This is a genomic window from Mycobacteroides saopaulense (genome assembly GCF_001456355.1).
Classification (GTDB): Bacteria; Actinomycetota; Actinomycetes; order Mycobacteriales; family Mycobacteriaceae; genus Mycobacterium; species Mycobacterium saopaulense.
Map to the genome: position 1 here is coordinate 1322591 of NZ_CP010271.1, position 24521 is coordinate 1347111.

The 24521-nt window shown below is 65.5% G+C and carries 25 protein-coding genes and 1 tRNA gene; 16 read left to right on the forward strand and 10 right to left on the reverse strand.

Annotated features, from left to right (window positions below; translation table 11 throughout):
- Positions 1-3: 3 nt before the first annotated feature.
- The 5 genes from MYCSP_RS06645 to MYCSP_RS06665 are packed head-to-tail and all read right to left on the reverse strand — an operon-like array spanning position 4 to position 6003.
- Complete coding sequence (locus MYCSP_RS06645) at positions 4-1443, reverse strand: neutral zinc metallopeptidase (RefSeq protein ID WP_088415487.1); 1440 nt, start codon at positions 1441-1443, stop codon at positions 4-6.
- A 19-nt stretch (positions 1444-1462) separates the two neighbouring features.
- The gene (locus MYCSP_RS06650; RefSeq protein ID WP_162266320.1) at positions 1463-3511 is read right to left on the reverse strand and encodes an ATP-dependent DNA helicase; all 2049 of its coding nucleotides are present in this window, start codon (positions 3509-3511) and stop codon (positions 1463-1465) included.
- Positions 3508-4062: an isochorismatase family protein gene (locus MYCSP_RS06655; protein WP_088413432.1), complete on the reverse strand. Its 555-nt coding sequence runs from the start codon at positions 4060-4062 to the stop codon at positions 3508-3510. The genes MYCSP_RS06650 and MYCSP_RS06655 overlap by 4 nt, the downstream gene beginning before the upstream one ends.
- A 24-nt stretch (positions 4063-4086) precedes the next feature.
- Positions 4087-4680, reverse strand: a complete 594-nt coding sequence (locus MYCSP_RS06660; protein WP_070911364.1) for a TetR/AcrR family transcriptional regulator — start codon at positions 4678-4680, stop codon at positions 4087-4089.
- A gap of 18 nt (positions 4681-4698) precedes the next feature.
- Positions 4699-6003 carry a nicotinate phosphoribosyltransferase gene (locus MYCSP_RS06665; protein ID WP_088413433.1) on the reverse strand — a complete coding sequence of 435 codons (1305 nt, stop codon included), beginning with the start codon at positions 6001-6003 and terminating at the stop codon, positions 4699-4701.
- 117 nt (positions 6004-6120) lie between these two features.
- Between MYCSP_RS06665 and clpS the strand changes: the two genes are divergently transcribed.
- From clpS to rdgB, 11 genes are read left to right on the forward strand one after another with little or no spacing between them, the layout of a single operon-like run.
- Positions 6121-6423, forward strand: coding sequence for an ATP-dependent Clp protease adapter ClpS (clpS, locus tag MYCSP_RS06670; protein ID WP_043076067.1), 303 nt, complete (start codon positions 6121-6123; stop codon positions 6421-6423).
- 11 nt (positions 6424-6434) lie between these two features.
- On the forward strand, positions 6435-7022 hold the full coding sequence (gene aosR / locus MYCSP_RS06675) for an oxidative stress transcriptional regulator AosR (protein WP_083013932.1): 588 nt from the start codon (positions 6435-6437) through the stop codon (positions 7020-7022).
- On the forward strand, positions 7019-8011 hold the full coding sequence (locus MYCSP_RS06680; RefSeq protein WP_088413434.1) for a P1 family peptidase: 993 nt from the start codon (positions 7019-7021) through the stop codon (positions 8009-8011). The genes aosR and MYCSP_RS06680 overlap by 4 nt, the downstream gene beginning before the upstream one ends.
- 38 nt (positions 8012-8049) lie before the next feature.
- Positions 8050-8463, forward strand: a complete 414-nt coding sequence (locus tag MYCSP_RS06685) for a Mov34/MPN/PAD-1 family protein (RefSeq protein ID WP_070911360.1) — start codon at positions 8050-8052, stop codon at positions 8461-8463.
- Positions 8464-8481: 18 nt separating this feature from the next.
- Positions 8482-8763, forward strand: a complete 282-nt coding sequence (locus tag MYCSP_RS06690) for a MoaD/ThiS family protein (protein WP_070911359.1) — start codon at positions 8482-8484, stop codon at positions 8761-8763.
- A gap of 6 nt (positions 8764-8769) precedes the next feature.
- Positions 8770-9732, forward strand: a complete 963-nt coding sequence (locus MYCSP_RS06695; RefSeq protein WP_083013934.1) for a cysteine synthase — start codon at positions 8770-8772, stop codon at positions 9730-9732.
- On the forward strand, positions 9729-10406 hold the full coding sequence (locus MYCSP_RS06700; protein ID WP_070911357.1) for a rhomboid family intramembrane serine protease: 678 nt from the start codon (positions 9729-9731) through the stop codon (positions 10404-10406). The genes MYCSP_RS06695 and MYCSP_RS06700 overlap by 4 nt, the downstream gene beginning before the upstream one ends.
- On the forward strand, positions 10403-11239 hold the full coding sequence (gene murI / locus MYCSP_RS06705) for a glutamate racemase (protein ID WP_070911356.1): 837 nt from the start codon (positions 10403-10405) through the stop codon (positions 11237-11239). Before MYCSP_RS06700 ends, murI begins: the two co-directional genes overlap by 4 nt.
- Before the next feature lie 41 nt (positions 11240-11280).
- Entirely contained in the window at positions 11281-12042 is a 762-nt protein-coding gene (locus MYCSP_RS06710) for a cyclic nucleotide-degrading phosphodiesterase (protein ID WP_083013936.1), read from the forward strand.
- Positions 12043-12091: 49 nt separating this feature from the next.
- Positions 12092-12868, forward strand: coding sequence for a ribonuclease PH (gene rph / locus MYCSP_RS06715; RefSeq protein WP_043076058.1), 777 nt, complete (start codon positions 12092-12094; stop codon positions 12866-12868).
- A gap of 13 nt (positions 12869-12881) precedes the next feature.
- Positions 12882-13502, forward strand: a complete 621-nt coding sequence (gene rdgB / locus MYCSP_RS06720; RefSeq protein ID WP_088413435.1) for an RdgB/HAM1 family non-canonical purine NTP pyrophosphatase — start codon at positions 12882-12884, stop codon at positions 13500-13502.
- Between the two features lie 31 nt (positions 13503-13533).
- Here the strand turns inward: rdgB and MYCSP_RS06725 are convergent, their stop codons facing one another.
- From MYCSP_RS06725 to MYCSP_RS06740, 4 genes are all read right to left on the reverse strand, one after another.
- The gene (locus tag MYCSP_RS06725; protein WP_162266211.1) at positions 13534-14469 is read right to left on the reverse strand and encodes an NADP-dependent oxidoreductase; all 936 of its coding nucleotides are present in this window, start codon (positions 14467-14469) and stop codon (positions 13534-13536) included.
- Positions 14470-14534: 65 nt separating this feature from the next.
- A complete protein-coding gene (locus MYCSP_RS06730; protein ID WP_070911352.1) occupies positions 14535-14894 on the reverse strand; it encodes a DUF3817 domain-containing protein in 360 nt (119 codons plus the stop codon).
- Positions 14891-15259 carry a hypothetical protein gene (locus MYCSP_RS06735; protein ID WP_070911351.1) on the reverse strand — a complete coding sequence of 123 codons (369 nt, stop codon included), beginning with the start codon at positions 15257-15259 and terminating at the stop codon, positions 14891-14893. Before MYCSP_RS06735 ends, MYCSP_RS06730 begins: the two co-directional genes overlap by 4 nt.
- 47 nt (positions 15260-15306) lie before the next feature.
- On the reverse strand, positions 15307-15909 hold the full coding sequence (locus MYCSP_RS06740; RefSeq protein ID WP_235629527.1) for an LAGLIDADG family homing endonuclease: 603 nt from the start codon (positions 15907-15909) through the stop codon (positions 15307-15309).
- Positions 15910-16108: 199 nt separating this feature from the next.
- On the opposite strand from MYCSP_RS06740, the gene MYCSP_RS06745 reads away from it, so the two are divergent.
- The 5 genes from MYCSP_RS06745 (at position 16109) to MYCSP_RS06765 (ending at position 23723) form a co-directional block, all read left to right on the forward strand.
- Positions 16109-16195: transfer RNA gene (locus MYCSP_RS06745), tRNA-Leu, on the forward strand.
- A gap of 60 nt (positions 16196-16255) precedes the next feature.
- The gene (locus tag MYCSP_RS06750) at positions 16256-18052 is read left to right on the forward strand and encodes a fatty acyl-AMP ligase (RefSeq protein WP_088413436.1); all 1797 of its coding nucleotides are present in this window, start codon (positions 16256-16258) and stop codon (positions 18050-18052) included.
- Between the two features lie 148 nt (positions 18053-18200).
- Positions 18201-19658 carry a DUF3375 domain-containing protein gene (locus tag MYCSP_RS06755; protein WP_088413437.1) on the forward strand — a complete coding sequence of 486 codons (1458 nt, stop codon included), beginning with the start codon at positions 18201-18203 and terminating at the stop codon, positions 19656-19658.
- Positions 19655-20389 carry a DUF4194 domain-containing protein gene (locus MYCSP_RS06760; protein ID WP_083013941.1) on the forward strand — a complete coding sequence of 245 codons (735 nt, stop codon included), beginning with the start codon at positions 19655-19657 and terminating at the stop codon, positions 20387-20389. Before MYCSP_RS06755 ends, MYCSP_RS06760 begins: the two co-directional genes overlap by 4 nt.
- On the forward strand, positions 20376-23723 hold the full coding sequence (locus tag MYCSP_RS06765) for an ATP-binding protein (protein WP_088413438.1): 3348 nt from the start codon (positions 20376-20378) through the stop codon (positions 23721-23723). Before MYCSP_RS06760 ends, MYCSP_RS06765 begins: the two co-directional genes overlap by 14 nt.
- Here MYCSP_RS06765 and MYCSP_RS06770 read toward each other — a convergent pair.
- Complete coding sequence (locus MYCSP_RS06770; RefSeq protein ID WP_088413439.1) at positions 23720-24505, reverse strand: crotonase/enoyl-CoA hydratase family protein; 786 nt, start codon at positions 24503-24505, stop codon at positions 23720-23722. The two genes, MYCSP_RS06765 and MYCSP_RS06770, sit on opposite strands and share 4 nt — an antisense overlap.
- Positions 24506-24521 lie beyond the last annotated feature (16 nt).

Consider the following 24521-nt stretch of genomic DNA (forward strand, 5'->3'; position numbering starts at 1 on the left):
AGTTCAGCCGTAACGCCTGAGGCAGCGATCGGTCGATCCTGCCACTCCGTCGCGGAAAGCATCGATGCGTGAGAAGCCGGCCGGGATGGTGGTTCCGTTGACATCGCTGGCCACCACGCCGTTGGTCAGCAGCCCGGACACCGCCTCGTCGAGGTCTTCGGCGGCGAGCACGAAGGGATTGGGTTCCCGGGTGGGCACGCTGGGGCGGGCCATCGCCGCAGAAGCGACACCCGTCAGGCAGGCGGCGCGCAGGGCGCTCTGCCCGGTGTCGAGGGGAAGATCATGTTGATTCTCGACCGCCAGTGCATAGCGGGATATGACCATCGAGTAGGCAGTGAAATCGCCGGTTATCAGCCCCTTGTCGTGGGTGGGCCGAGCCAGTTCGGTCAGTCGCGGTAGATCCAGGGCCACGGTGTTGGAACCAGGGCAGTACACCGCAGCCGCGCCTTCCACACGGCGCCCGGCCTCGTCGCACGCCGCGCCCGACAACGACAGTCGCGGCGGCTCTGCAGGTGCGTACACCGCTCGCAGGACTGTCATCAGGGCGCGCAGGGTGTCGGCGGAGACGGGTATGTCGCCCGATTCGCCCACGGGCAGGTTCACCGGCAGGCCCCCGTGGCGCTTGGTGATCTCGGCCATGTCGATCCGGGTGCATGGGGCCGCCCCGTCCATGAATCCGCGTTGGAACGCCGATACCCGTTCGAAGGCGGATCCGTGTGAGTCGATGGCGTCGCCGGCCTCGATCGGGTTGTCCCGGAAAGCGATGAGCGCGGAGATGACCGTGTTGAGGCCGTCGCCGGTGCTCAGCGTGAAACGTGGTGAGCTGCCCTGCGCCACCCACCTCAGGTAGGTACCGGCCAGGCAGTCGGCCATCTGCTCGCCGACCAGTGTCTGCGTCTGCGAGTCGACCATCTCCGACAGGTGCGCGACGGCGTGCCCGTACTCGTGGGCCAGTGTCATCGGTACCGCCATGGGCCCGAACATCCGCACCAGCTTGGGCAGCAGCGCTCCTCGGTCCCAGCCGAGGCTGTTCTGGCTGATGCAGTACCCGGCGTTGTCGAAGCCGACCGTGGGGTGGTTGCAGAATTCCGCCGCGGTGGAGCCGCCGCTATCCCATGACATCAGCGATTCCACCGGACGGAAAGTGGCCCAGAAGGTCTTGGGGTAGGCGTCCTGCCAGAAGTCCTCGATGTCGGCGACCGCATTCAATGCGAGACGGTCCGTCTCTCCATCGTCGGTGCCGCGCACCGCCCTGTCGGTCGGTTTGGGGTGTGATCGCAGTCCGGAGGGACCGTCGACAACCGGTAGCCCGGCGACTTGATAGGCGTTGCCCAGTTGTGAAACCGATTCGCCGTCAATGGCATTCGCGCACGCCGAGAGTCCGAGAACGAAGCAGGCCAGGATCGCCGTCGATGTGTGGAACCACCTGACCGGAATCGACATGGCCATCCCTCTGCTGCGGCTATCCCCGGGTGCGGGTGCCCCCTCCAGCATAGGTCGCCTTGTGCTTGGTCATCAGGCGTTGCAGTGCGGCGGTGACCACCGACAAGTCGTGTGTCGACCAGAACGGCGGCAGTGATGCCCGCAGAAATCCGCCGTAGCCCGCCGTTGCCATTCGTGAATCAAGTATCGCGACAACGCCTCTGTCGTGTGCGCTACGCAACAGTCGGCCGGTTCCCTGTGCCAGCAGTAGCGCTGCCTGGGTGCCCGCCACCGCCATGAAGCCATTGCCGCCGCGGGCGCTGATCGCTCGTTGTCGCGCAGCTCGCAACGGGTCATCCGGACGCGGGAACGGAATTCGGTCGATGAGTACCAGCGACAGCGAGGGCCCGGGTACGTCGACGCCCTGCCATAGGGACAGGGTTCCGAACAGTGAGGTCTCGGGGTCCGCGCTGAACTGCTCGACCAGAACCGATGTCGCGTCGTCACCCTGGCACAGCACCGGAGTGTCGAGCCTGGTGCGCATCTCCTCGGAAGCCTCTTTGGCGGCGCGCATCGAGGAGAACAGCCCGAGGGTGCGACCCCCTGCCGCGCGGACCAGCGTCTCGATCTCGTCGAGTGTTGCCGCTCCGAGGCCGTCGCGCCCCGGGGCGGGCAGGTGTCGTGCCAGATAGAGGATGGCGGATTTCTCGTGCTGGAACGGAGATCCGACATCGATGCCATGCCAGGTGGCCTTCGGCTCGGCGGTGGGTTCCGCACCGGGCTCCCGGGCGGGCAGCCCCCAGGAGGCGGCCATCGCGTCGAACTTCCCGCCTAGGGCCAGCGTGGCGGAGGTAAGGACGACGGTGCGTTGCCCGAACAGGCGGGTGCGTAGCAGCCCGGCCACCGAGAGCGGCGCAACGCGCAGTACCGGGCGCACCGAGCCTCGGTTCTCCTCGTGATCCAGCCACACCACATTGGGACGCGCTGTGATGTCCGGTTCGGCCCAGCATGCCAGAGCCGACGAAGCGGCATCGACGATGTCATCTAGTGCGGCAACAGCTTCTGAACGCGCCGAGGCCGTGGCCGGGTCGGTGGACTGGCCCGTGGGAATCTCGGTGCGTGCCGCGGCGGCGGCGTCACGCAATGCGGTCAGGTAGGTGACGGTCTCCTCGTCCGCGCGATCGATGGTGCCCGGCCGGCTGTCGTGGATCAGCGAGGAGAACGTCGCCGAGCTCGCCTCGAACCGGCTTGCCGTCTCCGGTGACACCAGGCGGCCGATACGCCGGATGGTGACGGTGAGTCCGACCGCCGAGAGTTCTTGGGTGGCAACGCTTGTCACCCTGTCAACCAGGTCATGTGCCTCATCGACGATCACCGCGTCATGCTCGGGCAGGATGTTTATGTCGGCGATGGCATCGATGGCCAACAGCGCGTGGTTGGTGACCACCACATCGGACTGGCCGGCGTCGAGCCGGGCCAGCTCGGCGAAGCACTCCGTGCCGAACGGGCATCGCGTGGCGCCGAGGCACTCGCGCGCCGACACGCTGACCTGTGACCAGGAGCGGTCGGGGACGCCGGGCTTGAGCTCATCGCGATCCCCGGTCTTGGTTTCTTCGGCCCACTCGTTGAGCCGCTGCACATCGCGGCCGAGCGCGCTGGCAGCGAAGGGCTCGAACAAGGTGTCCGGTGCCTCCTGATCGGAGGCGGCGCCGTTGTGCAATTTGTTGAGGCACAGGTAGTTTCCGCGGCCCTTGAGAATGGCGAACCTGGGCCTGCGGGCCAGGGACGGCGTCAGGGCATCGGCGAGCCTGGGCAGGTCGCGATCCACAAGCTGGCGTTGCAGCGCGATGGTTGCCGTCGAAACCACGACCGGGGAAGACTCCTGGATGGCGTGAGCGATCGCGGGCACCAGGTACGCCAGGGACTTCCCGGTGCCGGTGCCGGCCTGGACCACCAGGTGCTCACCGCTGTGCAGGGAGTGCTCGACGGCGGTGGCCATGGTGAGCTGCCCTGCGCGTTCTGTGCCGCCGAGTGCTGCGACGGCGGTGGCGAGCAGGCCTGTGGATGCGGTTGCGTCGGTTTCCTTCAGCGGATCACCTCGACGCCGGCGCCTTGGAGCTCCTCCAGGGCGCGGCTGACCGATTCTTGGCCAATGCCAACAGAATACACGGTCAGCACACGGGTATGCAGCCCCTCGCGCACCGCGTCACGGGCAGTAGCGGACACGCAGTAGTCGGTGGCTATTCCCACCACGTCCACGCTGTCCAGATCTCGGGCCTGCAACCAGGTTGCCAGAGTGGTGCCGTCGGTACAGACGCCTTCGAAGCCCGAATATGCGGCGGCATAGGCGCCTTTGGAGAACACCTCGTCGACGGGGGTGAGGTCCAGGTCCGGGTGAAAGTCCGCACCGGGCGTGCCGACCCGGCAGTGCGGCGGCCAACTGGTCTCGAAATCCGGGGTTTCGGAGAAATGACCGCCGGGGTCGACGTGAAAGTCGCGGGTCGCCACCACGGCGTCGTACGTTCCGGACCTGGTGAGGTCGTTCAGCGCCCGGGCGAGTGCGGCACCACCGGATACGGGCAGCGATCCTCCCTCGCAGAAGTCGTTCTGCACGTCGACGACGATAAGCGCCCTGCCCATGGATCGACGGTACCCGGCCGGTGCTCAGTCGAAGATGGCCGACACCTGGCGGCCCATGCGCGAGATGTAGTCGATCAGCTCGTCGCGACTGATCGCCAGATCTCCGCGCAGATAGTCGATGATGGCGCCCGAGGCGGCGCCGACGAGCGATACCGACAGGAACCGGCGGCGGCCCGGGTCGTCGACATCGATCAGTGCCTTCTCGGCCAGCGAGGCGAAGGCCATCGACCCGGCGAACCCCACGCTGCCGAGGGTCGGCTCGGTGAACGGAGCCAGCATCATGATGCGGCCGTACTCGGGGTTGTCGACGGTCGCGCCGATAAAGGTCTCGACCGCGCGGGTCTCCAAATCGTCCCCGTCGGGGGCGAATTCGGTGACAACACGCATCACGGATTCGAGCACGTCCTGGTACACGGCGCGCACGAAGTCGTCCCGGTCGCCGAACTCCTCGTAGAAATTGCGTTCGGAGACACCGGAAGACCGGCACACGGTGCGGATGGTCAGTGCCGGGCCGTCGATGGCACCGAGTGCGGCGATACCCGCGTCGAGCAGTGCGCGTCGACGCGTAGCCCTACGCTCCTCGGGAGTGGTTCCCGCCCATTGCCTTCTGGCTGCCATGTGACCTCCGGACCCGAATTATCCCACCAGCCGGGTGGCAATCGCAGGATCCCCGTGGGAAAGGCCCAACCCTTCCCACGGCAGGCTCAACAATCCCGTCCGCACGCGCTCCCGGGCGTCGTCGAGTGAGTCGGCGGTGACTGGCTCACCGCCGCGTATCAACGCCCCCGTGAGTGTGCGGTGCGGCTCGGCCACCTCCGGCTGCCCGGCGGTGGCGCGGTACACGACTTCCTCGAGGATGGTGCCGGTCGCTTTGGCGATACGCAGGGCACACTTGTGGCCGCCGTGAGATTCCTTGTGGCTGCTGCGTTTAGCTACGGGTATACCGTCGATCTCGACGAGTTTGTAGACCATCCCGGCCGTCGGCATCCCGGAGCCGGTCACCACCGAGGTACCCACCCCGTAGATGTCCACGGGCTCGGCGCGTAGGGCGGCTATGGAGTACTCGTCGAGGTCTCCGGAGACGACGATGCGGGTTCGGTGCGCGCCCAGCGCGTCCAACTGTGCCCGGACTTGCCGGGCCAACATGCCCAGGTCACCCGAATCAATACGCACCGCCCCGAGTTCGGGACCCGCGACCGCGATGGCGTTGTCGACCCCGGTGGTGATGTCGTACGTGTCCACCAGCAAGGTGGTGCCGACGCCGAGGGCCTCCACCTGGGCCCGGAATGCCTCGCGTTCGGCCTCGCTGGGACTCATGCCGTCCTTGGCGTGCAGCAGTGTGAAGGCATGTGCGGCGGTGCCCCGCGCCGGCACGCCGTAGCGGCGCTGCGCCTCAAGGTTGGACGTCGACTCGAATCCCGCCAGATAGGCCGCGCGGGCACAGGCCACCGCCGCGAGCTCGTGAGTGCGCCGCGACCCCATCTCGATGAGCGGGCGGTCTCCCGCCGCCGACACCATGCGGGCGGCGGCAGACGCGACGGCGCTGTCGTGGTTCAGGATCGACAGCGCCAGGGTCTCCAGAATGACGCATTCGGCGAAGGTGCCGCGCACGGTCAGCACGGGAGAACCGGGGAAGTACAGCTCTCCCTCGGGGTAGCCGTCGATATCGCCACCGAATCGGTAGGAGGCCAGGTAGTCGAGGGCATCGCGGTCCAGGAAACTGGATAGCGATGTCAATTCCTCGGATCCGAAGCGGAACTCGGCGATGGCTTCGAGCAACCGTCCGGTCCCTGCGACCACCCCGTATCGGCGGCCGTCGGGGAGCCTCCTGGCGAACACTTCGAAGGTGGCGTGACGTCCCGCGGTGCCATCGCGTAGTGCGGCGGCAAGCATGGTGAGCTCGTATTTGTCGGTGAGCAATGACGTGGACGGGTGCGTCATGTGCGCCACGTTAGCGGGATATCCGGCGATGTGGACGGGCGCCGACCGGCCTCGGGCGGTGGCGGGAAACTCAGAACTTCGTGCTGACATACTCGGCGGTCCCGGTATTCTGGGGCCATGGGTGCGCCGGCGCGAGCCTTGCCAGGGACTACAGCGGAGAGGTCTGTCGAACACGTCGACCAGACCCAGTCGCCGTGGGTCACCATTGTCTGGGACGATCCGGTAAACCTGATGAACTACGTCGCCTACGTGTTTCAGCAGCTGTTCGGCTACAGCGAGACCGAGGCCACCAATCTGATGCTGCAGGTTCATCACGAGGGCAAGGCCGTGGTGTCGTGCGGTGCCCGCGAGTCGATGGAGATCGACGTCAGCAAGCTGCACGCCGCGGGTCTGTGGGCCACTCTGCAGCAGGATCGATGAGCCGCTGATCCGTGCGTAAGTGGAAGCGCGTCAACGCCTCCGATGGGATTCGGCTGCGTTCGGAGATGGAGCCGCACGAGGCGGCGCTGGTGCAGTCGATGGTCACATCCATGCTGGCGATGCTGGACGAGCGCGAATCGTCGGCGCCTAGTGACGAACTGGCGCAGCTGACAGGCATTCGCACCGGCAACACCGAGGCCCCCACCGATGTCACCCTGGGGCGGCTGCTGCCTGACTTTCATCGGCCTGACCAGGACGGCACCAGCAGCATCGAGGCGGTCAGCGGGCTCAACAGTGCACTACGCAGCCTGTATGAGCCGGACATCATCGATGCCAAACGCGAGGCCGGACAGCGGTTGCTGCGGACGATTCCCGCAGACGGCGGGCGATTCGAGTTGTCCGAGGACGATGCGCGATCCTGGTTGACCGCGCTGAATGACGTGCGCCTGGCTCTGGGAGCGATGCTCGGGATCGACAGCGACGGGCCCCAGGAGCTGCCCGCGGACGATCCCATGGCCGGGCATATGGACATCTATCACTGGCTGACGGTGATGCAGGAGCTCTTGGTGCTCGCCTTGATGGGGAAATCGGCGGTATGAGTCTGTTCTCTGGAGCGATCACCGATGTTCCGGGAATACTCGTCGGGCATCACCAGCAGGTAGACCCCGATGCGAGCCTCGGAGCAGGCTGGGCCACCGGGACCACCGTGGTGCTGGCACCGACGGGGACCACCGGCGCCGTCGATGTGCGCGGTGGAGCTCCCGGCACGCGTGAATCCGATCTGCTCGAGCCCGCCAATACGGTGTCGACGGTCGACGCCATCGTGCTCACCGGGGGAAGTGCCTACGGATTGGCCGCCGCCGACGGGGTGATGCGCTGGCTGGAGGAACGGGGCAGGGGAGTGGCGCTGCCCGGTGGCACCGTGCCCATCGTGCCGGGTGCGGTCATCTTCGATCTGCCGGTGGGCGCCTGGAAGAACCGTCCGGATGCTGAATTCGGTTACCGTGCAGCCGAACTCGCCAATGACGCGCCGCAGTGGGGTGCGGTGGGCGCCGGTGTCGGCGCCCGGGCCGGAACGCTCAAGGGTGGAGTCGGGTCGGCCAGCGTGAGTCTTGGCGGCGGCATCGTCGTCGGCGCCGTGATCGTCGCGAATCCGGTTGGATTGGTGATCAATCCGGCGACGGGGCTGCCCTGGACCGCCGACATCGTGCCTGAGCTGAGTGCACCGCCTGTCGGCGAGGTCGAGAACCTGCGCAACCTGCCGGACAAGTCGGTGTCGTTGAACACGACGATCGGCGTGGTGGCGACGAATGCCGCCTTGAGTAAGGCGCAGTGCCGCCGCGTGGCCATCGCCGCCCACGACGGGTTGGCGCGGGCCATCAGGCCTGCGCACACCCCGATGGACGGGGACACGTTGTACGTGCTCGCGACCGGGACTGGCGAGGGTGATGCCGAGGTCCTCACAGCCTCGGTGGGGATCGCCGCCGCCGAGGCAGTCGAGCGGGCCGTGGTGCGCGCAGTGGTGGGCGCCGCGAGCATCGCCGGAATACCCGCATATCGTGACGTGTTGCCAGGAGCGTTTTCGTAGTGCTCCGTCACAGCTGAAGAAGGTAGGAAGGACCGGCAGTGCTTCGTATTCGTGCAGACCTGGTCGACGCCATGGTCAAGCATGCCCGCGCCGACCACCCCGATGAGGCGTGCGGTGTCCTGGCGGGCCCGGAGGGCTCCGATCGTGCCGAACGGCATGTGGCCATGATCAACGCCGAGCGATCTCCGACTTTTTATCGCTTTGATTCCGGTGAGCAGCTTCGAGTTTGGCGCGCGATGGATGACGCCGACGAGGTACCGGTGGTTATCTATCACTCCCACACCGCGACCGAGGCATACCCCAGCCGTACCGACATCAACTTGGCCGCAGAGCCCGATGCCCATTACGTCTTGGTGTCCACCCGCGACCCCGAGCAGCATGAGCTGCGCAGTTACCGGATCGTCGATGGGGTGGTCACCGAAGAGGACATCACCATCGTCGAGCAGTACTAGAGAAAAGGAATTCTCACCGTGTCGATTCAAGTATCGATCCCCACGATCCTGCGCACCCACACCGGTGGCGAGAAGCGCGTCACCGCAACGGGATCCACCCTGCAAGCGGTGATTGCAGATCTGGAGTCCAACTACTCGGGGATTTCCGAGCGACTTGTCGACCCCGCTATTCCGGGCAAGTTGCACCGATTCGTCAACATCTACGTCAACGACGAGGACGTGCGGTTCTCGGGTGGGCTGGACACCGCGATCGCCGACGGCGATTCGGTCACCATCCTGCCTGCCGTGGCCGGTGGCTAGCGGCACATGACCCGATACGACTCGCTGCTGCAGGCCCTGGGGAACACCCCGCTCGTCGGGTTGCAGAGACTGTCTCCGGTCTGGGACGGCGATCCTCATGTGCGGTTGTGGGCCAAGCTGGAAGACCGCAACCCGACCGGCTCCATCAAGGACCGGCCTGCCCTGCGCATGATCGAACAGGCCGAGCGCGACGGATTGCTGGAACCAGGGGCGACGATTCTTGAGCCCACCAGCGGCAATACCGGCATCTCCATGGCGATGGCCGCGCAGCTCAAGGGCTACAAGATGATCTGCGTGATGCCGGAGAACACGTCCATCGAGAGGCGTCAGCTCCTTGAGCTCTACGGTGCCCGGATCATCTTCTCCCCGGCCGAAGGTGGCTCCAACACCGCCGTCGCCACGGCCAAAGAGCTTGCCGCGCAAAACCCCTCGTGGGTGATGCTGTACCAGTACGGCAACCCGGCCAATGCGGATGCGCACTATCACGGCACCGGTCCGGAGATCCTGGCCGATCTGCCCGAGATCACTCATTTCGTCGCCGGGCTCGGCACCACCGGAACCCTGATGGGCACGGGGCGGTTCCTGCGCGAGAACGTTCCGGGGGTACAGATCGTCGCCGCCGAACCTCGCTACGGTGAGGGCGTCTACGCGTTACGCAACATCGACGAGGGATTCGTGCCCGAGTTGTACGACCCGGAGGTACTCACCACCCGCTTCTCGGTGGGGTCGTTCGACGCGGTGCGCCGCACCCGCGAGCTGGTTCAGGTCGAAGGCATCTTCGCGGGCATCTCGACCGGTGCGATTCTGCATGCGGCGCTCGGAATGGCGGCCAAGGCGGTCAAGGCGGGCGAGCGCGCGGACATCGCGTTCGTGGTCGCCGACGCCGGATGGAAGTACCTGTCGACCGGCGCGTACGCCGGTACCGTGGATGACGCAGAGGACGCGCTGGAAGGGCAGTTGTGGGCATGACGGGATATGGCGGTGGCTCCGAGCTTTCGGGTTCCGCTGCCTCCCGTCCCGGGCGCTCTGGACGTCCGCAGTGGGTCACCGGGGGAATTCTGGTGGCCTCGTTCGTGGCCCTGCTGTACGTCGTCGAGGGCATCGATTCGGTCACCGGACACCGCCTCGACGAGAACGGCATCCGGCCGCTGGAGACCGACGGTTTGGACGGCATTCTCTTCGCGCCGCTGCTGCATGCCAACTGGGGTCACTTGGTTGCCAACACCGTGCCCGCACTCGTGTTGGGTTTCCTGGCGGCGGCCGCCGGCATCGGACGTTTTCTCCTGGCAACCGCGATCATCTGGGTCCTCGGCGGTGTGGGGACGTGGCTCATCGGCAATCTCGGCACGCCGTACGAGACCAATCACATCGGGGCGTCGGGGTTGATCTTCGGCTGGCTGACATACGTGATCGTTCGGGGATTCTTCAACCGCAGTGTCGGGCAGATCCTCATCGGGTTGGTGGTGATCGTGCTCTACGGCGGTGTGCTGTGGGGCGTGCTGCCCGGTCAGTTCGGGGTGTCCTGGCAGGGGCATCTGAGCGGTGCCGTCGCCGGCGTACTGGCGGCGTACTGGCTCTCCGGCCGGGAGCGCAAGGCGAAGACCGCGCATGGTTCCGGAATACCGCCCAGGCTCACACCATGAGCGAGGCACCTATCGGGATTTTCGATTCGGGGGTCGGCGGATTGACCGTCGCACGTGCTGTCATCGATCAGCTCCCCGATGAGGACATCATCTACGTCGGGGATACCGGCAACGGACCGTACGGTCCGCTGACCATTCCGGAGATCCGCAAGCACGCGCTGGCCATCGGCGACGATCTCGTCGGACGTGGGGTGAAAGCGCTGGTGATCGCCTGTAACACGGCCTCGGCGGCATGCCTGCGCGACGCCCGTGAACGCTACGCACCGGTGCCGGTCATCGAGGTGGTGTTACCCGCCGTACGGCGAGCCGTGCACACCACGCACAACAACAAGATCGGCGTCATCGGAACGGCGGCGACCATCGCATCGGGTGCGTATCAAGATGCGTTCGCGGCAGCCCGCGATACCGAGATCACCGCAGTGGCGTGTCCGCGTTTCGTGGACTTCGTCGAGCGTGGCATCACCAGCGGACGGCAGGTGCTCCAACTCGCCGAGGGCTATCTGGAGCCGCTGCAGCGGGCGCAGGTGGACACGGTGGTGTTGGGTTGCACCCACTATCCGTTGCTGTCCGGGTTGATCCAGTTGGCTATGGGTGAGGACGTGACGTTGGTGTCGAGCGCCGAGGAAACTGCCAAGGACCTGCTGCGGGTGCTGTCCGAGAAGGATCTGCTGCGGCCGCATGACGCTCCGGTCGCGACGCGGGTATTCGAGGCAACCGGCGACCCGGACGCATTCCGCAGTCTGGCGGCTCGATTCCTTGGCCCGGCTGTGACGGCAGTGCAAACTCGAGCTAGCGGTGTTCCTGGTTACACCGAAATTGCAACACCTCTCTGACCCTGTGCCGAGACGCTTGCCCGGCGTGGCAAGCTAGGGCTGTGCGAGTCACCGTGCTCGGCTGCTCGGGCAGTGTCACCGGACCGGATTCACCGGCATCTGGTTACCTCCTGACGGCACCGGATGCGCCACCGTTGGTCATCGACTTCGGTGGCGGTGTCTTGGGCTCTCTGCAACGTTTCGCCGATCCTGGATCGGTATCCGTTCTGTTGTCGCATCTGCATGCCGATCACTGCCTGGACCTGCCCGGTCTGTTCGTGTGGCGCCGTTATCACCCGAATCCGCCCAAGGGCAAGGCGATCATGTATGGACCGGCCGACACCCTGGTGCGGGTGGGCGCCGCCTCTGCGGAGATCGGGGGCGAGGTGGACGACTTCACGGACATCTTCGACCTGTATGCGTGGAGCGAGGGTGTGCCCGTCGAATTCGGATCGCTTACGGTCACGCCCACACGGGTGGCTCACCCGCCTGAGTCGTATGGGCTGCGGATCGAGGACACCTCGGGCGCCGTGTTGGCCTACAGCGGGGACACAGGCATCTGCGATGCCGTGGTCGAGCTGGCCCGCAATGCCGATGTGTTCCTGTGCGAGGCGTCGTGGACGCACATGCCGGGGCATCGTCCGCCGGACCTTCACCTGTCGGGAACCGAGGCAGGCCAGATCGCGACCCGGGCGGGCGTCAAGGAACTGCTGCTGACGCACATCCCGCCGTGGACCTCGCGCGAGGATGTCATCGCGGAAGCCAAGTCGGCATTCGACGGTCCGGTACGCGCCGTGGTCGCCGGGGAGAGTATCGACCTGTAGCTCTGCCACTCAGACTCGGCACTGTCGCGGAGACGATAAGGTCGAGGGCGTGTCCAGACGAGAAGACGGCAGACAAGACGACGAACTGCGCCCGGTAACCATCACGCGGGGATTCACCTCACATCCAGCGGGTTCGGTGTTGATCGAATTCGGCCAGACGCGGGTGATGTGCACGGCCAGTGCCACCGAGGGGGTGCCGCGCTGGCGCAAGGGTTCTGGACTTGGTTGGCTGACAGCCGAATACGCGATGCTGCCAGCGTCGACGCATACCCGCAGCGACCGTGAGTCGGTCAAGGGGCGGGTAGGCGGCCGTACTCAGGAGATCAGCCGCCTCATCGGACGCTCACTACGTGCCTGTATCGACTTGTCGGCATTGGGGGAGAACACCATTGCCATCGACTGCGATGTGTTGCAGGCCGACGGCGGTACCCGCACCGCTGCGATCACCGGTGCCTATGTGGCGCTGGCCGACGCGGTGACGTATTTGGCCGCGCACGGCAAGCTGGCCGATGACGAGCCGTTGTCGTGTGCGATCGCCGCCGTGAGCGTGGGCGTGGTGGATGGCCGGGTGCGTGTGGACCTTCCGTACGAAGAGGATTCGCGTGCCGAGGTGGATATGAACGTGGTGGCCACCGATACCGGCACCTTGGTCGAGGTGCAGGGCACCGGGGAGGGCGCGACCTTCCCGCGGTCCACACTCGACAAGCTGCTGGATGCCGCCGTGGGTGCTGCCGAACAGCTGTTCGTCCTGCAGAAGGAAGCGCTCGCGTTGCCGTACCCCGGGGTGCTGCCGGATGCGCCGCAGAAAAAGGCGTTCGGTTCATAGTAGGCGGGGGGCCATGAAAATACTTGTCGCAAGCCGAAATCCGAAGAAGCTCGCCGAGCTGTCGCGCGTGCTTGAGTCGTCGGGGATCTCCGGTGTCGAGTTGGTATCGCTGACCGATGTTCCGGGGTACGAAGAAGTGCCCGAGACGGGTGCGAGTTTCGAGGACAACGCGCTCATCAAGGCGCGTGAAGGTGCGCAGCAGACGGGATTGCCCTGCGTAGCTGACGATTCCGGGATCGCCGTGGATGCGCTGAACTGGATGCCGGGGGTGCTTTCGGCCCGCTGGAGCGGACGGCATGGCGACGATGCCGCCAACACCGCACTGTTGCTCGCGCAGCTGTCGGACATACCCGACGAGCGTCGTGGCGCGGCGTTCGTCTCGGCGTGTGCGCTGGTGACGCCGGAGGGTGAAGAGGTGGTCGTCGAGGGACGCTGGAAGGGGTCGATTGCCCGGGAACCCGCAGGGGAGAACGGCTTTGGCTACGACCCGATCTTCGTGCCACGGGGCGGCCTGCGAACCGCCGCGGAGCTGACGCCCGAGGAGAAGGACGCGGTATCGCATCGCGGACGCGCGCTGGCGGCGCTGCTGCCGATGCTGCGCAACCTGGTGAATCTGGGCCGCACCGCTCCCTAGTTCCTCGGTTTCCTTGCTCGCGGGAAGGCGGCTAGGGCAGCAGGATGATCTTCCCGCGGGCGTGGCCGGTCTGCCCGTACTCGTGGGCCTGGCGTGCTTCGGCCAGGGGATAGGTGCGGTCGACGGTGACCTTCAGTTCGCCATTCCCCGCGAGGCGGACCAATTCTGGGCGGGCAGCGAGCCGGATGTCGGTGCCCGGGTCGGCGCCGGGGCCGCCGCCCAGTGCCTTGAACCCATCGCGTGCGGCACGATCGAATCCGGCGATCGTGGCGATGCGGTCCTTGTCGGCGACGAGCGCCAGCGAGACGTCGGCGGCCTCGTCGGTGCCGACAAGGTCGAGTGCTGCATCCACCGGACCGATTGCGCTGACGCGCTCTTGCAGACCCGGGCCGTACTCCACGGGGATGGCACCATAGCCGCGCAACTGATCGTGGCGCGCGGCACTGGCGGTGGCGATCACCGTGGCGCCCCGGGCCTTCGCGAGTTGGGTGGCCAGCAGACCCACGCCACCGGCGGCGCCGTGGATAAGAACGGTGTCGCCCTCGGTGACGTTGGTGGCTTCGAGCAGGTGGACGGCCGTCTGCCCGGTCAGGAGGAATCCGGCGGCCTCGTCGAACGACAAGCCTGCGGGCTTCTTGAACACCTCGTCCGCGCCGGCGATGATCCGGCTGGCGTAGCCGCCGATCTGCCCGGCGGCAATGACACCGTCTCCGGGTACGAGCCCGCCGACACCCGTGCCCACGGCCGCGATGGTCCCGGAAATCTCCAGGCCAAGGCGTATCGGGAGCTTGTCGGGGTCGGTACCGAAGGCGCCCGAGTACAGCTTCCAGTCGATCGGGTTAACGCCCGCGGCCTTGACGTTGATGAGCACCTGTCCCGGGCCGGGGCCGGGGGTCGCGATGTCGTGAAGTTCCAGGACATCTGGACCGCCGTATGTAGTTGCGACAACCGCTTGCGTCATGTTCATACGTGTACGCAAGGTCCGAAACCATGTCAATATTCCTGACATGAAAGATTCTTTTCGCAGAAGCCCTAGAGGCCGAACTGTTCCTTGACCTGCTTGGTGCGATAGTGCTCGACGATGAAACCGAGCAGCGGGATGGTGCCCGCGAGCAGCGTGCCGATGGTGCGTGGCCACGGCCAACGCACCTTGATGGCCAGGTCGGTGGTGAAAATCAGGTACACAAAGTAGATCCAGCCGTGCACGATGCCGATCCAGCTCGGCGGATGCGGAACCTGCTCAACGTATTTGAGCCACATCTCCCAGCACAGCGCGATCAGCCACACACCCGTGGTCCACGCCAGGATGCGGTAGCGCCACAGCGCGCCCCGGATCTTCTCAACCGGTGTGATGACGGCAGGCGTGTCGGGTGTGGCGTCTTGCTCGGTCACGGGGCGGGCTTCCTATCTTCTTCGGCCAGGGCGGCGAGGTACGCGTTGTATTCGGTCAGTGTGCGGTCCGCGGGGTCCGGCGTGGCGGCGGCGGGGCGCTCGGGCAGCAGGCCCTGAGGTATCTCGGTGACCCGATCGGTGGGCGGCGGGGGCGGTCCCTCGTCCTCGTATTGCACGAAGCGGCGATAGGCCCAGATCACGAATGCTGCGAACAGCGGCCATTGCAGTGCGTAGCCCAGGTTCTGGCCATCGCCGGTCACCGACTCGAAGCGCTGGAACTGCCAATAGGCCAGGCCGAGGAACGCGACCACACTGACGCCGACCAGCACGATGAGCGCTGGTCTCCGACGCCGTGTAGTGGACACCTTCTGACGGTACCGCGTGAGCGTGGTGAAGATGCCAACGCCCCTGGTCAGCGCTTCGGCCCGATGAAACTCGTCCAGACGTGCGGTGGCCGCCTCGCGGTAGACGGACACGACGTACCTGTCGATCGTGTCCAGGGAATGTCGAGGTTGTCGAGAGCAGCGCTGAAGAGTCCGAGGATGTCTTCGGAGCGATTGGTGAAGTGATACCGCACGCTGGCCACCCCGCGATCATTCGCGACGACGCGGCAGCCGTCGCTGTGGATGAGGCCTCGAAGGAATTCTTCGGTGGCTAGATCGACGTGTTCTTGCTGCCACGGTTCCAGTGCGATCTTTCGACTGTGCTTGCGGCCCGGGCCGTGCTGAGGAAACAGGCAGGGCCAATGCTTGGACGACAGAGAAACGTCTGTGCAACCGTCCTTGCGGTCGACTATTGCTGCGAGTTGTCCAGGCATCAGCACGTCAATTGCCTCGCGGCATTCGGCGATTATCTCGGCATACTTCGCGTCGCAGGTTATTCGTAGTCGCCATGTTCGAGGAGATCGAGAGATGCAACCGTCGCCCAGATACATTCCGAGGAGGTAGGCGTAACGGCCTGCGGGCAGTGTCGTGAAGTTGTGCTTGGTGCAATCGTTCGCATGCTCGATTCGCATGGGAATCGGGTGACGGCGCCATTGGCACACGGTGCGTCGCGGGATTCCGGTGCGGAGGGAAATCGCGCAGTCGTTTAGTCCGGCCTCGATGAGGAACCGGACACTCTCGAATTCTTCGCGTGATCGCGTCAACATCCCTCCGTGGAATCGAACCTATACAGGCTCACTGACAAGCTGGGCGGTACCATGGCGGAGCCATGCGGGCGTGATGAAATTGGCAGACATGCTGGCTTTAGGTGCCAGTGCTTGAGAGAGCGTGTGGGTTCGAGTCCCTCCGCCCGCACCAATGGGTCAGTGCACCTCGATGTACTTCGGCTGCACTCGCGGCCGCGCCTAGACTGAAAACGTGGTTCGCAGTGACGGTTTGCTTGACATCGAAGATTGCCTGAATTCCGACGGAAACATCGAGCTGCCTCCCGGCACTACGCTGATATCCCTCATCGAGCGCAATATCAGGAACGTCGGAGACACCGTCGCCTATCGGTACCTCGACTTCACCACCTCCGAAGACGGCACCCGCGTCGAGCTCACCTGGTCGCAACTCGGGGTGCGTCTCGACGCCGTGGCCGCGCAGCTACAACGCCATGTCCAGCGCGGTGAACGTGTCGCAATCCTGGCTCCGCAGGGCCTCGATTACATCGTCGGCTTTTTCTCGGCCATCAAGGCGGGCGCGATCGCCGTTCCGTTGTTCGCCCCCGAACTGCCTGGACACGCCGAACGCCTCGACACCGCGTTGACGGATTGTACGCCCTCAGTGGTGTTGACCACTGCCACGGCGCGCGCCGCGGTCGAAGAGTTTCTGAACGGTCGTCCGGAGACGCCACGGATTCTCGTCATCGACGAGATACCCGACGAAGCGGGAGAGTCGTTCGAGTACGTGCACCTCGTGGAGGACGACATCTCGCACCTGCAGTACACCTCGGGCGCCACCCGCGCACCGGTGGGCGTGGAGATCACCCATCGGGCTGTCGGTGTCAACCTGACGCAGATGATCCTGTCCATCGACCTGCTGGATCGAAACACCCACGGCTGCAGCTGGTTACCGCTGTACCACGATATGGGTCTGTCGATGATCGGCTTTCCGACCGTCTACGGTGGGCACTCCACCCTGATGTCACCGACGGCGTTCATCCGCCGGCCGCAGCGCTGGATCAAGGCACTCTCCGACGGGTGCAAGGAGGGCCGCGTGATCACCGCCGCGCCGAACTTCGCCTACGAGTACACGGCGCAACGCGGCGTACCGAAGGACGGCGCGGATATCAACCTCGACAAGGTCGTGATGATCATCGGCTCGGAGCCGGTCAGTATCGATGCCATCCGTGCGGTGGAAAAAGCGTTCGCGCCCTTGGGATTACCGCCGACCGCGTTCAAGCCCTCGTACGGAATCGCCGAGGCCACCCTGTTCATCTCCAATATCGCCCCGGATGCCGAGCCCTCGGTCGTGCACCTCGACCGCAAACAGCTTGCGGCGGGCCGCGCGGTCGAGGTCGCCGTGGACGCTCCCAATGCCACCGCCCACGTGTCCTGCGGTCAACTCGCCCGCAGCCTGCACGGCGTTGTCGTCGACCCCAGCACCGAACACGAGCTTGCCGACGGCCAGGTCGGCGAAATCTGGTTGCAGGGCAACAACGTTGGCCGCGGATACTGGGGCCGCCCCGAAGACACCGAACGGGTGTTCCATGCCCGGCTTGGCCACCCGTTGCCGCAAGGCAGTCACGCGGCGAAGGCCGACGCCGACGGCCACTGGTTGCGCACGGGCGACATGGGCTTTTACCTCGACGGCGGGCTGTATGTCACCGGCCGCCTTGCCGACCACATAACCCTCGGGGGGCACGGTCACTACCCGCAGGACATCGAGGCCACCGTCGCCGACGCCTCGCCCATCGTGCGGCGCGGATACGTCACCGCGTTCACGGTCGACGACGGTCTGGTGATCGTGGCCGAGCGTGCGTCGCGTACCGCCAAGGCCGACCCGCAGGAAGCCGTCGACGCGATCCGGGCCGCCGTCGGCACCGAGTACGGTCTGGAGCCCGCTGACGTGCGATTGCTCCCCGCGGGCGGCATTCCCCGCACCACCAGCGGAAAGCTCGCACGGTTGGCCTGCCGGGGCCAGTACCTGGAAGGCACGCTGGGCGTCCACTGAGGTCCCAGCTAACTCATTTGCCTCATTTGTCCCACGTCAGCGAGCCCATTCGCCACGCCCCGCTCGGCCCGGTAGGTTTTCCGGGCCAGTGGCTATGACGGCTGCGCGGCCGGGGGACAAGCCGCTAGCTATGTGATGGAGGTGTGCGATGGATGACCTGACAGCCGAAGAGCTGTTCGCGCACAACGACGACGTGCAGAAATCCCGCGCGGTTCGGCTGCTGGCCGCTAAGAACCTGGCGCCGTACATCACGCTCATGGAGCGCCACCTGGACCGCAGCGCCAAGGTCTCCGAACCTCAGCTGGTGGCCAGGCTCGACAGAGACCTGGGCGCCGTCGGCCTGGGGGAGCAGTCGGGACTCGCCCTCATCAAGAGTTGGGCCAGCGACGGATGGCTGCACCGGGTATCGGACGGCGCAGGCCCGGATGCCGAGAATGTCTGCTCGCTGACCGAGGACGCTCGCAGTGCACTGGCCTTCGTACGCCGACTGCGCCGCGCCGACACGGTCGCCACGGGTGGATCCATTGCGGGTATCGCCGCTGGACTCAAGCGGGTCGCCACCCAGCTGGACGGTGACCCGTCCCGACTGCGTGCCGATATCGAAGCCCAGATCGCCGAGTTGCAGACCCAGCTGCTTGCCATCGACGACGGATACCGTCCCGAACCGGACATCGTCGACCTCGAGGACGAGACCCGTGCCATCGCCTATCAGATGGAGCAGGTGATCACCGACATCGTGCGCTACGGCAGCATGCAGAACGAGATCACCGCCGGACTGATCGACGCCGCCGAAGACTCGGATTCGGGATTCCGCGACCGCGCGCGCCGGATGTTCGCCGACTACGACGCCCTCTTCGATTCGCGGGAGCGCGCCTCCTATGCCGCGTTCACCCGCACCATCCAGGATCCGGATCAGCGTGCCGTGCTGCGCAGCGATATCGCCTGTGTCGCTGAGGGATTGCCTGAACTAGACCCCGGTCTGCGTGACGTCATGAGGAACTTCTTCAAGCTGGTCTCCCAGCAGATCGCCGAGGTTTCCCGCATCGAGCAGCGCTGCGCACAGCGCATCCGGCGGTTCTTCGCCGCGGGCACGACCGAGCAGGCACGTGGCCGCGCACGACAGCTCAACGACGCGCTGGCCGCCGGGCACGCCCTGCTCAAGGTGTCGACGGCCGATTCGCCGATCGATGCCGAGCTGCCGATGGGACGCTCGGCAGCGGCGGCCATCGGCGCACTCTCGTTCACCATCAAGGACACCGCGCCCCCGGTGCTTGCGCAGGATGCGCCGTCCGGACCGCTGGATCTGAGCGGATTCTCGGCATTGGCCACCCAGGTGGACATGGCCGCATTGGCCGAGACGGTGAACAGCGCTGTTGCCGGTGGCCCAGTTTCCTTGCCCGACATGATTTCTCATGTCGAGGCTCCGTATCTGGGCGATGTGATCGTGCTGTGGTCGCTCGCTCTCAAGCAGGACAACACAGCCGATCGTGGTTCGGTGAAGGTGAAGTTCCGGTCCCTTGACGGACAGGACCGGGTGATGGAGGTACCTCAGTTGATGTTCCGCGAACCGGTGCTGGCCACCCTGGATGAGGGAGTGGCGCTGTGACGACGCAGGCCTCGGGGATGCCCTTGGGAAACATCAACTTTGACGATCTTCCGGGCGTCGAGCCCGACGCTTCGGCGCCGCGAACCGTCAAGGGGCCGCGGTTCGACGGCGATGCCAGTGAGCTCCCCGACAAGGCGTGCTGGGCGCTGCAGAACTTGGTGGCCCGGCGTTATCTGAGCAAGGACGGTCAGCCCGAGTTGTGGGCATCGATGATCGAGCACCGCAAGGTGTTGGCCTCGCGTCTGTCCGAACTGGACCTACGGCTGCGGGTGTTCGACGATCTCGAGGTTGCGTACGCCGAACCGGCCCCCTTGGAGAACCCCAGTGCGTACGGCGCCCGGGTATTGCGACGGGAACCCCTGGGCACCTACGCCTCGATCGTCGCGTTGCACCTGGCCAAGATCGCGCGGACCGCGCATGACGAACATGTCGTGGTCAGCCGTGACGACATCCATGAGCTGTTCGCCAACGTCAGTCACGACATCGACCGCGACGAGGCGATGCTGCGCGACCGTGTCGACGAGGCGATCAAGCGTTTGTCCAAGGCGGAGATCCTGCAACGCACCCGCGATGACGAGCACAGTTACACCATCAGCCCGGTCATCAACGCGCTGATGTCCGCGCAGATGATCGAGGCATTGCAACGCCAGTACGAGCAGTTGCAGCGCGGCGGCGCCGCCCCGGAAGACTCCACCGACGAAGAAGATGGCGATACCGATGACGACGAATGAGACTGCAACCCAGCAGTTCTGGCTGTCCCGACTGCAGGTCATCAACTGGGGTGTCTTCGATGGCTATCACAGCATCGAATTCAGCCGTAATGGCACGCTGATCACCGGTTCCTCGGGCAGTGGAAAATCCTCGCTACTGGACGCGATCTCACTGGCCTTCCTGTCTTCGAACCGGCGCAACTTCAACGCGTCCAGCGACACCACCGCCGCCGGCTCCAATATGGGTAAGCGCACCGTCGACAAGTACGTGCGTGGTCTGTGGGGTGAGCTGAAGAACCCGGGAGAGCGGCCCAAGCAGATGTTCCTGCGCGGTACGGGTGGGGCGTGGTCGGCGATCGCGGTGACCTATTCGGGTACCGACGGCCGCGTGATCACCGGCTTGGTGCTCAAATGGCTTGCGCCTGGTTCTGATTCGGACTCGTCGAGTCGTTACTACCTGATCGATGCCGACGCCGACATCCGCGATCTGTGCAATGCCTGGGCGAGCAAGGGATATGCCGGCTCGGTGTTCGAGGGCGCGGGCTGGCGTGGCCACAAGAGCGAACGCTGGTACCTGGAGCAGCTGTACGCCGCCGTCGGTATCCAGGGTTCGTCGGCCGCGCAGCAGCTGTTGGGCAAGGCGAAGTCGCTCAAGAGCGTGGGCGGCCTGGAGCAGTTCGTGCGGGAGTACATGCTCGACGAGCCTGAGTCCATGGCGGCGATCTCCGAGGCACTGGGACAGATCACCCCGTTGGTCGACGCGCGGGCCGCGCTCGCCATCGCCCAGCGTCAGCGGCAGACGCTGGGCGATATCGAACAGATCCAGCAGACGTACGCCAGTGATGCGGCGCAGCTGGCCACCGTCGATGTCGTGGACCATCACACCGTGCGCGACTACGTAGACCAGCAGCGTTTGGCCCTGGCAGGGCCGGAGATCGACCTACTGGACACCGAGATCACCCGGCTGGGCGGGGAATGCGACGAAATCCAGTCGCGCCAAGACATTCTCACCGGTGAGCGCGACAAGCTGCTGGGTCGCATCGCGGCGGCAGACAGCAATCTGGCACCGCTCAAGAGCGAGTTGGTCCACGCCCGGGCTCGCGCCGAGGAGGTGTCGCGCCGCCGCACCGCCTATGACAGCGCGCTGTGGGATCTCGGCCACGATGAGGACATCGAATCCGCCGAGGAATTCGAAGCCATGCGGGTGGAGAGCCTGCGCGCGGTCACCCGGATCAACGCCGAACTCGAAGCCGGTCATGACGCCTACGTCATGGCTGCCGGTGCCCTGTCGACGGCTCGTGACCAATTGCGGGCCGCCTCTGCGGAACTCAAGCGGGTCGAGCACCTGGGCACCCCGGTGCCTCCGGATGAGGACCGCATGCGCGGGGAAATCGCCGCGGCACTCGGTCTCACCGCCAAGGACCTGCCATACGTCTGCGAGCTGATGGACCTGCGCCCCGGGCAGGAGCGGTGGCGCAAGTCCGTGGAGAAGGTACTGCGCTCCACCGGCCTGTGCCTGTTGGTGCCCGATCAACATCATCGGCAGGTGCTGCGCTATGTCAACGAGAACCCGATGCGCGGTTACCTGCAGATGGAGCGGGTGATCCCGTCCGGCTCGCCGCGGCGCGCGGAGCCGGGCACCCTTGCCGACTGCCTGCGCCTGACCAACCCGAATCACGAATGTGCCGGTGCTGCCATGAGTCTGGTGGCCGGCGTGGGTGACTACGTGCTGGTCGACAGCCCCGACGAGTTCAGCAAGCACCGCCGGGCGGTCACCGATCAAGGTCTGCGCAAGGACGGTGACCGGCGTGCGGTCAAGGACGACCGACGCGAGTTGCGCGCCTCGCAATACATCTACCAGGGCAACGCCGGTGACAAGCGGGCTGCGCTCTCCGACGATGTGGTCGAGGCGCAACAGGCCGTGGGTGATGCCGAGAAGTTCATCGGCGAAATGGATACCAAGCGCGAGGAATTGCGCTCGGAAGTGGTGCGGTGGTCCAAACTGCACAGCCAGTACGAGTATTGGAGTCAGATCGACACCGACTCGGCAGAGGCGGCGGTCTCGCGACTGCAAGATCAGTACGACGCGATGTTGGAGGCCAACCCCGATCTCACCGGCCTGCAGCAACAGGCCGATTCGTATCTCGACGAGATCAAGAAGCTCTCGGAGCGTATCGGTGCGTTGAGAAAGCAAGAGTCCGAGCATGATTCGCGCCGTACGCGGCTGCTGGATCTGATGGACAATCTGAGCCCGCGGGAGGTGGGCGGGCACACTCGCTCCGGCATCGAGGCCTATGTGCCGCAGCTTTCCTCCAGCCTGGACGTGTTGGAACCCGACGCGTACCGGCTGGAGCTGTGGCGTCAGATCGAGAAGGATCAGTCGGTGTTGCGAGAGAGCGTCACCCGCTCACGCAACGAGCTGAACCGGATCCTCAATGCCTACGACCGGGACTTCCCCGATTCGATTCCCAACGACAGCGAGAACTTCGACGAGAAGATCCACGACTACGTCGCGCTGTGCCGCCGGATCGACGAGCGAGACCTGCCCGCCGCCTATGAGCGGATGCTCAGGCTCATCACCGAGCAGGCTCCCACCGCCGTGCTGCGACTGCACCAGCTCGCCGAGGAAGAGGCGCATCGCATCACCGACCAGATCGACCGTGTCAATAGCGGTTTGGGCTCGGTGGAGTTCAATCGGGGCACGCGTCTGACCCTGCGCGCCGAGCCCAAGGCGCTCGAAGCCGTGGGCGAGCTCAACGAACGTGCCCGGCGTATCTCCGCGCGTGCGGTGGCAGTGTCCATGGGCGACGAGAAGGCCATCCACGACCAGTACCAAGACATCTTGCAGCTGCGGAACCTACTGGCCGCCGAGACTCCCGAGGCCCGCCAGTGGACGCGCGACGCATTGGATGTGCGCAATCGCTTCGTGTTGTACTGCGAGGAACGCGATGCCACCACCGGGGAAGCGATTCGTACCTACAGCAATGCGGGTGCGAACTCCGGTGGGGAGCAAGAGAAGCTGATGGCGTTCTGCCTCGCCGGCGCGCTGAGCTTCAACCTGGCCAACCCGGAGACGGGAGACAACCGGCCGGTGTTCGCGCAGCTGATGCTCGATGAGGCATTCTCCAAATCCGATCCACAGTTTGCGCAGCAGGCGCTCTCGGCGTTCCGCAAGTTCGGGTTCCAGCTGGTGATTGTCGCGACCGTGCAGAACACCACCACCATCCAGCCTTACATCGACAGCGTGGTCATGGTGTCCAAGCCCGATGGCCCCGGCGTGCGCCCGGTTGCCTCGACGCGCACCGTGCCCATCGGCGAGCTCGGTGATGTGCGGAAGGCCGTGAGCGCGCGCTAGCGGCCCACGAATTCGGCGGTGGTGCGGGTCAGGAATGCCTGTACGCCCAGTGCGGCGTCTTCGGTGGTGAACAGTTCCCGGATGGTGGGCACCAGCTGGGTCTCGGCGCTCGCCTCGCCCTCGCGTACCGCTTGCCGGGCATTGCGCAACGTGGCCTGTACACCCAGCGGTGCCTGACGGGCGATGGTCTGTGCGATGGCGACGGCCTTGTCCACATGCCGGCCCGCGGCCACGACCTCCTGCACGATTCCGATGCGATGCGCCTCGGCGGCGTCGAAGGTGTCGGCCGTCAGCATCCACCGCATGGCGTTACCCCAACCCGCAGTGCGGGGGAAGCGGATCGTCGCCCCGCCGAAGGGGTATATCCCGCGGTTGATTTCGAGCTGCGCGAAGGTAGCTGTCTCATCGGCGATCACGATGTCGCCGGCGAGCGCTAGCTCGATGCCCAGCGTCAGAACCTTGCCGTGGACCGCGACAATCAGCGGCTTGGACAGATGCGTTCCGTCTACCTGCCACGGATTGATTCCGCCGTCCGGGGTGAGCGATGCGCCTCCCTGAATCTCGGCGGCCACGCTGGCCAGGTCCAGCCCAGCGGTGAACATCGTTCCCTCGCCGTACAGCACCGCGGCTCGTAGGCCCGGGTCGGCATCGAACTCTGCCAGTGCCAGGGACAACTCCTGCAGCATCGTCTTGTCGAAGGCATTGCGCTTGGCGGGCCGATTCAGCCCGATGACCTGGACATATCCATCGCGCCGGATGCTCAGGGTTTCGTACGCGCTCATTGACTTCTCCGTCTCG

What these genes read in the sequence shown, in the direction of transcription:
- MYCSP_RS06645 (WP_088415487.1), bottom strand. Translation starts at nt 1,443, where the DNA reads ATGTCGATTCCGGTCAGGTGGTTCCACACATCGACGGCGATCCTGGCC.
- MYCSP_RS06655 (WP_088413432.1), bottom strand. Translation starts at nt 4,062, where the DNA reads ATGGGCAGGGCGCTTATCGTCGTCGACGTGCAGAACGACTTCTGCGAG.
- MYCSP_RS06660 (WP_070911364.1), bottom strand. Translation starts at nt 4,680, where the DNA reads ATGGCAGCCAGAAGGCAATGGGCGGGAACCACTCCCGAGGAGCGTAGG.
- MYCSP_RS06665 (WP_088413433.1), bottom strand. Translation starts at nt 6,003, where the DNA reads ATGACGCACCCGTCCACGTCATTGCTCACCGACAAATACGAGCTCACC.
- clpS (WP_043076067.1), top strand. Translation starts at nt 6,121, where the DNA reads ATGGGTGCGCCGGCGCGAGCCTTGCCAGGGACTACAGCGGAGAGGTCT.
- MYCSP_RS06680 (WP_088413434.1), top strand. Translation starts at nt 7,019, where the DNA reads ATGAGTCTGTTCTCTGGAGCGATCACCGATGTTCCGGGAATACTCGTC.
- MYCSP_RS06695 (WP_083013934.1), top strand. Translation starts at nt 8,770, where the DNA reads ATGACCCGATACGACTCGCTGCTGCAGGCCCTGGGGAACACCCCGCTC.
- MYCSP_RS06700 (WP_070911357.1), top strand. Translation starts at nt 9,729, where the DNA reads ATGACGGGATATGGCGGTGGCTCCGAGCTTTCGGGTTCCGCTGCCTCC.
- murI (WP_070911356.1), top strand. Translation starts at nt 10,403, where the DNA reads ATGAGCGAGGCACCTATCGGGATTTTCGATTCGGGGGTCGGCGGATTG.
- rdgB (WP_088413435.1), top strand. Translation starts at nt 12,882, where the DNA reads ATGAAAATACTTGTCGCAAGCCGAAATCCGAAGAAGCTCGCCGAGCTG.
- MYCSP_RS06725 (WP_162266211.1), bottom strand. Translation starts at nt 14,469, where the DNA reads ATGAACATGACGCAAGCGGTTGTCGCAACTACATACGGCGGTCCAGAT.
- MYCSP_RS06740 (WP_235629527.1), bottom strand. Translation starts at nt 15,909, where the DNA reads ATGCGAATCGAGCATGCGAACGATTGCACCAAGCACAACTTCACGACA.
- MYCSP_RS06755 (WP_088413437.1), top strand. Translation starts at nt 18,201, where the DNA reads ATGGATGACCTGACAGCCGAAGAGCTGTTCGCGCACAACGACGACGTG.
- MYCSP_RS06765 (WP_088413438.1), top strand. Translation starts at nt 20,376, where the DNA reads ATGACGACGAATGAGACTGCAACCCAGCAGTTCTGGCTGTCCCGACTG.
- MYCSP_RS06770 (WP_088413439.1), bottom strand. Translation starts at nt 24,505, where the DNA reads ATGAGCGCGTACGAAACCCTGAGCATCCGGCGCGATGGATATGTCCAG.